At 40.7% G+C, this 6,152-nt stretch carries 8 protein-coding genes; 7 read left to right on the top strand and 1 reads right to left on the bottom strand.

What is annotated here, in order from left to right; all coding sequences use genetic code 11:
- Positions 1–126: 126 nt before the first annotated feature.
- Positions 127–438 carry an IS3 family transposase gene (locus A3757_RS16695; protein ID WP_068510183.1) on the bottom strand — a complete coding sequence of 104 codons (312 nt, stop codon included), beginning with the start codon at positions 436–438 and terminating at the stop codon, positions 127–129.
- A 193-nt stretch (positions 439–631) separates the two neighbouring features.
- On the opposite strand from A3757_RS16695, the gene A3757_RS16690 reads away from it, so the two are divergent.
- The 7 genes from A3757_RS16690 to A3757_RS16665 all read left to right on the top strand — a co-directional run.
- Positions 632–1,180 carry a hypothetical protein gene (locus A3757_RS16690; protein WP_197470092.1) on the top strand — a complete coding sequence of 183 codons (549 nt, stop codon included), beginning with the start codon at positions 632–634 and terminating at the stop codon, positions 1,178–1,180.
- Positions 1,181–1,190: 10 nt separating this feature from the next.
- A complete protein-coding gene (locus tag A3757_RS16685; protein WP_068508084.1) occupies positions 1,191–1,400 on the top strand; it encodes a hypothetical protein in 210 nt (69 codons plus the stop codon).
- Positions 1,401–1,475: 75 nt separating this feature from the next.
- Positions 1,476–2,069, top strand: a complete 594-nt coding sequence (locus tag A3757_RS16680) for a hypothetical protein (protein ID WP_068511966.1) — start codon at positions 1,476–1,478, stop codon at positions 2,067–2,069.
- A 58-nt stretch (positions 2,070–2,127) separates the two neighbouring features.
- A complete protein-coding gene (locus A3757_RS16675; RefSeq protein WP_068511967.1) occupies positions 2,128–2,415 on the top strand; it encodes a hypothetical protein in 288 nt (95 codons plus the stop codon).
- A 111-nt stretch (positions 2,416–2,526) separates the two neighbouring features.
- Positions 2,527–3,090 (top strand): 3'-5' exonuclease, encoded by a 564-nt coding sequence (locus A3757_RS16670; RefSeq protein WP_068511970.1) that lies wholly within the window; start codon positions 2,527–2,529, stop codon positions 3,088–3,090.
- A gap of 128 nt (positions 3,091–3,218) precedes the next feature.
- Positions 3,219–3,371: a hypothetical protein gene (locus A3757_RS25795; RefSeq protein WP_156490693.1), complete on the top strand. Its 153-nt coding sequence runs from the start codon at positions 3,219–3,221 to the stop codon at positions 3,369–3,371.
- Between the two features lie 16 nt (positions 3,372–3,387).
- The coding region (locus A3757_RS16665) for an AAA domain-containing protein (RefSeq protein ID WP_068739956.1) at positions 3,388–6,152 on the top strand (2,765 nt) is incomplete at its 3' end.

Below are 6,152 nucleotides of genomic sequence, written 5' to 3'. Positions count from 1 at the left end.
AAATCAATCTAAGGCGTTGCGGCTCTATCTCTTGAGGGCGGTCACACCAATATCTGTAGCTGCTGCGATGAACATTAAGTACGCGGCATAGTCGAGATACCGACCAGCTCCCTTGCTGCGCTTGGATTAACGAAAACCTTTGATCGAGTCCTGCATCAAGAGAGCTGAAGCCTTTTTTAAAATCTCGTTGTCTCCCTCTAGTTGTTTGATCTTGCGTTCCAACTCGCGAATTTTTAATTGATCTGGAGTGAGAGGTGTAGCACTCGACAACCTACCGTTTCGTTCTTCTTTTAATTGTCGCGCCCATTTATCGACCGTGGACTTACCAAGGCCTAAGCTATCCGCGACATCTCGGACACTGCGCCCTTTATCAACAACTTCTTGTGCAACTTCGAGTCTAAATTCTGGAGAGTATGTTGGTCTTGTTCGTTTGCTCATTTTGATACCTAGTTAGTTGATGGTGATAATATCACCTCTAATTAGGTGGCCAAAATTAGTGTGCCACTACATTTACCTCTAGTTTTTCACACTAACAGGTAAGGATTCTTTCTTTGTCCTCCTGATGTCCGTTTTTAAAAAATGATATTTCTCCGATCATGCATTCTCAATTTACGACGAAGGAGAAATAACAATGACCACTCAATCCACACGATTTAAAAATAATTACCTAGCAAAAGGGCTTGCACTCGCAGCCGCATTAAGCAGCACGGCAGTCTTAGCTGACCCAGTAATCTTCGGGATGGAGTTAGGCAAAACAACCGAGGAACAAATTAAGACGCTCTACAACGTTCAACATACCGGAACGAATAAATACAGCAATGGCAGTATGTATTCAGTACCTCCTTCAAGTATTGATTTTGACGGGCTACAAGAAGTCACAACGATTTTTGATAGAAAAGGTGTATTGGTTGCGGTGTTAACTGATTTTCCAAAATCTAAGTTTAATTATCTAAAGAGTGCGATCGGAGGCAAGTATCAGAAAGTGAGCGAGAAAATCCCGTTTGTTGGGAACAAGAGCGCTACTTATCGCGATGGTGAAACGGAAATCACCCTAGATGCGCCACACATGAGTTTTACGATGTCTATGAACTACATTCGTGATGATTTTATGCGTACTTTTAATTCACAGAGCGAAGCCGAAAGACGACGAAAGCAATCAAACGAGTCATCACAGCTATAAGGAGGCAGTTATGAAAAAAGTATCAAAGTATCTTTTGTATGCCTGGTCTGCTCTGATGGTATTCGCGGGTATTAACTTTTGGCTATCAACGATGGGAATCGTTTATGGCGGAGAGTTTACCTTGCAAGCGACTTTGGTTAAGGGAATGGGAATGACGATGGTATGGCTTGCGCTGTTCGGTTTGTGGTTTAGCTTATCTGCAAGGAACGTAGCTCAATAGGTTGCAGGATAAAAGTAATAACGAGCTTTTCTTAGGGCTCGTTGTTTCGTCCAAATAGATTAATGGGATATAGAAATGAAAATAAGAGAACTGTTGGCGCAGATGCAAAAGCTAGACTTGGAGAAAGAGATATATGTATTCGATGAACCGCAGAATACGTTAGATGGTTTGCCAGCATTAAGGCCGGTTAGCAGCTGCTGCTTGATAAACGAACGAGATATAAGTCGTGAAACTTATGAAGTAGCAACAAACAAAAAGGAGTTTGCAGTACTTAAGATGTCATACGCAAAGTCAAACCCATGTATAGCAATACCTGAGATAGGGACACAAGAACTTATTGTTCGTCTAGCTGATCGTTTGGAGGGGGAGCCGCGACAGTTATTCCTTACTCAGTCCTTTGGCTTGGATAGCTCAGAGATGAGTGAAGATGCAATCTACGCAATTTACCGAAAACTCAATCAAGACAACGTAGATGCAGGGAGTCGGAATGACGAGTTTGTGGTCCATGAAGCATTAGATCGAACCTATCAGATATTGGATCAGCTTCAAAGATCCCTGAGTGATAACCGGTTTGTTCAGAATAACGCGGAACTTAGGTCTTCATATGAAGCCTCTGTCGAAGGGCTCGCAGATCTTTATCAATTGATTGGAGCCAAGGCTTGCGACTGATTTGTGAGCTTTAGTTCTATCACAAATTCAAATTAACTATTGAAAAGGAAATTCATAAATGAAAAAAGCACTAATTGTATGCGTAATATCTTTAGGGCTGCTTGCTGGGTGTAAGCACGGAGCCGAGGTAAACCAAAGCAAGCTTTGTCACGCTTCCAGTGATGCAGAAGCTATGCAATGTAAAGCTGGTGAACTCATGTATTTCGCCCCAAATTTCTTTGGTAATGAACAGCTACCTTTGAATATTGCTGGAGCGTACTGTGACTTTAATCATCAGGTTATGCATACAACGGGCGGGGTGCTTTGTGTGCTTACTGATAAGCGACTGAGTTTAATTGGGGGGTAAAAAGCGATACGGAGAATGTCCCTCTATTGTCCCTGAGAAAGGTTGCTCTACATCCCTATTATAGAACTCATTAAGCAAATACTAATTAGGTTCTTAGGGGATGAATTTATTATGAAATACGAAGACTTTGATTTAAACCTGCTTGATTCGGATTATCTAATACTAGATGTTGAAGCAACGGGATTAGGAAATAACGATCAGATTATAGAACTATCGATTATTGATAAAAATGGCCAGGTTGTATTTGATAAATTAATAAAAGCGACCGTGCCAATAACTGATAGTGCATTTGCAGTTCATGGCATTTCAGAAGGTGAACTAGGGGATAAACCTTTGTGGAATGACGTGATGGAGGAAGTTTATGCGTTAATTAATGGAAGGATAGTATTTATGTATAACGCTCGCTTCGATGCAGAGATCTTGGTTAGAAGTTTTGAAACCTTTAATTATCCAATTCCAAGCTTTAGTGCTGTGTGCGTAGCAGAATGGTATGCAAATTACTTTGGCGCACGTGTTCGATACAGAGACAAAAAAGCTGCTCAATCGCTTGAAAATGCGGCAAAACAACAAGGTATTGAGCGCGTTGGTAATGCTCACCGAGCCTTATCTGACGCTAACTTAACATTTGATCTACTTACGATAGTAGCTGAACAGCAAAAGCTTTATATGTCATAACGTTGAGCTTGTGATGCGTTTTGAGATTTAGAGAGACAGAAACAATGCATGGTTCTCAAATTAGAACCAAAATTCTGAATGTTAATTATCAAGTTAATAAAATTAGCGGTGCAATATAAGGGCAAGCAATGGCAAATGTAGCTAAGAAAACCGAGCATGTTGGCTCCAAAAAAGCTAAAGGGGCTTACTGGGGAAGGAAGTACCTCGCTAAAAGCGAAAGCAACAAAAAAAGAAGGGCTGAAAATACCCTTTTGATTGCCGAGCAACTCGATCAGAAGTAAGGATGTAAGAAGTATTATGGATGAGAAAACAAACTTAATCGTTAGTGTTGATAATGCGAATGCTAAAGACATTACTGATAACGTTATATCAATTGATCAAGATGATGCTTATTTTTATGTGCAATTTGAAGGTAAAGACAGACAGTATAAGTATGCAAAGAAGAATAAGAACCTTGCCTATGAAAGAATCCTTAAAGAGTTCGATGTTTCTTACAAACTCGTATCGATAAAGGGTGCCAGGCCACGAAAATTCGTTTCAGCACAGCAGGCTGGGGAGTGGTATCGATTTGTTCCAGAAAAAGGCGCCAATGTAGTGGCGCTGAGGCGTGACGTCAGTTTCATAAAGGACAAAAGATCAGATGAACGAGTGAACAAACGTTTCGAATATCTCAAAAGGCTATCTCGTTGTTTCGAAATAAAGGAAGAGGGTAAAGAGCCTAATCAGTATCTCGAAAACTACTACAAAAATTTAGGCGGTGTCGAAACTGAATCTGCACTGGCTAAGTACCTGGCTGGTGAGCTTGGGCAACGGTTCGAATTACCCAAGAAGGTATTGTTTCCCTTTGGGCTTAATCCTTCGCAGAAAAGTGCTGTTGAAAATGCACTGACAAACCAGATTAGTGTGATTGAAGGCCCTCCAGGAACAGGTAAGACACAAACCATTCTAAATATTATTGCTAATGCAGTAAGTGAAGGGCAGACCGTAGGAGTAGTTTCCGGAAATAACTCAGCTACGGATAATGTCGCTGAAAAGCTTGAAGCTAACGGATTTGGCTTTCTTACAGCAGCGCTTGGTAATGATGGTAGAAAGACAGCATTCTTTTCGAAGGAATTTGTAGAGCCTCAAAAACAAGGCTGGGTAATAACGACTGATGTTCTTGCTGCTAAGGAGGCTCATTTTAAAATGATCTCCACAAAGCTGGAAGAGGTGCTCGTGCTGGAGAATGAACTAGCAGAAATCAAGCAAAAGAAACTGGATTTTGACCTAGAGAAACAGCATTTCGAGAGCAAATATCCCGATGCCAAAAATGTGTATGCAAAACTGACTTCCCGTAGGAAGTATACCGCAGCGGATATTTTAGCCTTCAAGCAGTCGCTTATATTTGGGAAAAAGAAAAGTAAGCTAGCACTTATTTGGTCTGCGATAAAAGTATATTTTAGATTCGGTATCTCTAACTTTAAGCAAGTATCACAATGCAGCGCGGAGCTAATTTCAGATCTAGAGAAAGACTACTTCGATACCAAAGTTATAGAACTAACAGAGAGTATTTCTTCGCTTGAGAAAAAGCTTGAAGGGATAGAAAGTAAGAGTTTAATGAAGAGCTCGAAAGAACTTTCTCTTGAGTTGTTTAAGCATTCAATTGCGCTAAATCGATATGGGCTAAATCCTGAAAAGTTTACTAAAGAAGATTATCGTAATGATTACGAAACGTTTCTTAAACAGCACCCACTCATATTAAGTGCTACCCATTCGCTCAGAGGGTGCGTGGATCGTGGGACACTTCTGGATTATCTAATAATTGATGAAGCCTCTCAGGTAGATCTGGTAACTGCTGCAATTTCGTTGTCATGCTGCAAACGTCTTGTGGTCGTGGGCGATCTAAAGCAAATATCCAATTTTGCATCAGAGGCCGCTCTTGACCAGAAAGCCGAAGTAGAAGATGAATATCCGGTTGAAGAGCATTATAACTTTTACGACAACAGCATAATGTCTTCGTTGCTCAAGACTTATGGCGATCGATTACCTAAAACGATGTTAAGAGAGCACTATAGGTGTCATCCAGCGATTATTGGGTTTTGTAATAAACAGTTCTACAACGATCAGCTGTTAATTATGACCGAAGAAGGTGAGAGGAAAGACCCGTTCCTGGTTTTTCCGCTTGTGGCCGGAAATCACGCAAGGAAGTTGTTTGATGAACCGGGGCTGTTTAGTGAAAGAGAGATCTCAGTTATTAAGGATGAGGTGCTGACTGAACCTCGATTAGCGACACAAGATTCAGATGAAATTGGGATAATCGCTCCTTATAGAAAGCATATTGAGCAAACTAGGAAGTGTTTAGATGATGAGAATATGGACACTGATACAGTCTTCAAATACCAAGGTCGTGAGAAACAAGTTATCGTGTTCTCAACGGTAGCTAACTCGATAAATGACTTTATTGATCGTGCTGATACCGTTAACGTTGCCGTGTCTAGAGCAGTTGACCAGTTTGTGTTAGTGACGGGGAATAAGATCTTTAACGATAATAACTCGAATATTGGAGCCTTGGTGCGTTATATCAATTATCAAACGATGGGCAAGGCGCTGATACCAAGTAAAAAGTCATCTGTTTTTGATATGCTCTATTCAGAACAAAGCGTGCAGCGTCGAGAGTTTTTAGCCCGACATAACAAAGTTTCCATTTACCATTCAGAAAATCTCATAGATGTTCTCTTGAGAGAGGTCTTATCCTTAGAGGCTTTCCAAGATTTAGATTATGTGCTTCATGTTCAGCTAAATGACATTGTAAAAGATACGTCAGAGCTAACTTATGAACAAAGTAAATTTGTGAAGAATCCTTGGTCGCATGTAGATTTCTTGATTTATTCGCGAATCGATAAGAGCCCTGTTTTGGCAATCGAGGTTGATGGCTTCGAGTTTCACGAAAATAATGCTGAACAGCGCGGGCGAGACACGTTGAAGAACCAGGTTCTGCAGAATATTGGATTAAGGTTGTTAAGGCTAAAAACTCTCGACGCTGCACGCTTTGTTCTGAATAGAGCATATCAAAAACAGATGAC

This window comes from Oleiphilus sp. HI0117 (assembly GCF_001635235.1).
The sequence above is the reverse complement of the archived record's forward strand: the minus strand, read 5'-3'. Positions and strand labels throughout refer to the sequence as shown.

What these genes read in the sequence shown, in the direction of transcription:
- A3757_RS16695 (WP_068510183.1), bottom strand. Translation starts at nt 438, where the DNA reads ATGAGCAAACGAACAAGACCAACATACTCTCCAGAATTTAGACTCGAA.
- A3757_RS16690 (WP_197470092.1), top strand. Translation starts at nt 632, where the DNA reads ATGACCACTCAATCCACACGATTTAAAAATAATTACCTAGCAAAAGGG.
- A3757_RS16685 (WP_068508084.1), top strand. Translation starts at nt 1,191, where the DNA reads ATGAAAAAAGTATCAAAGTATCTTTTGTATGCCTGGTCTGCTCTGATG.
- A3757_RS16680 (WP_068511966.1), top strand. Translation starts at nt 1,476, where the DNA reads ATGAAAATAAGAGAACTGTTGGCGCAGATGCAAAAGCTAGACTTGGAG.
- A3757_RS16675 (WP_068511967.1), top strand. Translation starts at nt 2,128, where the DNA reads ATGAAAAAAGCACTAATTGTATGCGTAATATCTTTAGGGCTGCTTGCT.
- A3757_RS16670 (WP_068511970.1), top strand. Translation starts at nt 2,527, where the DNA reads ATGAAATACGAAGACTTTGATTTAAACCTGCTTGATTCGGATTATCTA.
- A3757_RS25795 (WP_156490693.1), top strand. Translation starts at nt 3,219, where the DNA reads ATGGCAAATGTAGCTAAGAAAACCGAGCATGTTGGCTCCAAAAAAGCT.